At 69.0% G+C, this 848-nt stretch carries 1 pseudogene; it reads left to right on the top strand.

From position 1 onward, the window contains the following. Window positions 1–516: 516 nt before the first annotated feature. Window positions 517–848, top strand: a pseudogene (locus D183_RS24510) (primosomal protein N'); the annotation flags it as partial.

Raw genomic sequence — 848 nt, 5'->3', positions numbered from 1 at the left:
CAAGTTGTTGTTCTGAAAAGAATAAATGCGATTGGCGCTTTTTTGTCCAACTCGTGGCAGAGGCTTGTGAGTCCGTCTTCACGGCGTGGAGCATGCCCTTCATGCACAGCTTTATCCACAGCAGGTGTGGATAAATTCGATTCCCCAAGCACGGCGGCCATTTACGACCGGTTTATCACTTTGCGGGCAGCAATCGCGCGCAACTCCCGACCCCCGGAACCCACTTTGCGGCGGCCGCTAGGGCGTGTCACCGATCCCCGAGCATGCCGCGCCGTGATTGCGCGTGCCTGTGGCAAGGAAGAGCGAGGAAGTGGACGTCCGTCCACGCCCGAGCGATGACGCGGCCACGGGCGTGCGCAACCGCGGCCCTTCGGGTTGGGTCTGGCAGGCGCGCAGCCGGCGCCGCGCAGCTTGACCTGACGGCCAGTTAGGCGCTGCGCCCGCAACGCCGGCTGCGCGCCTGCCAGACCCAACGCGGCATGCTCGGGGATTGGTGACACGCCCTAGACTAGGTGGATGCCCTCCCCCGCCGCCACGCTCCGCGTCGCCCTGCCCGTCCCCTTGCCGCAGCTGTTCGACTACCTGCCGCCGCCCGGCGGGGCGGTCGCCGACGGCGACGTCGGCCGCCGGGTGCAGGTGCCGTTTGGCAATCGCGAACTGAGCGGGGTGGTGGCGGCGATCGGCCAGGTCGAGGACGCCGACGGCCTGCGCGCGGCGTTGGCCTGGCTGGACCCGGTGCCCCTGCTCCATGGCGAACTGGCCGAGTCGCTGCGCTGGCTGGCGCGCTACAGCCACGCGCCGCTGGGCGAGGTGCTGGCGACCGCCCTGCCGGTGCCGTTGCGCCGCGG

Source organism: Xanthomonas sp. SHU 199, assembly GCF_000364665.1.
In the GTDB taxonomy this organism is placed as follows: domain Bacteria; phylum Pseudomonadota; class Gammaproteobacteria; order Xanthomonadales; family Xanthomonadaceae; genus Xanthomonas_A; species Xanthomonas_A sontii.
Note: the sequence above shows the minus strand (reverse complement) of the source record. Positions and strands in the feature narration are given on the sequence as shown.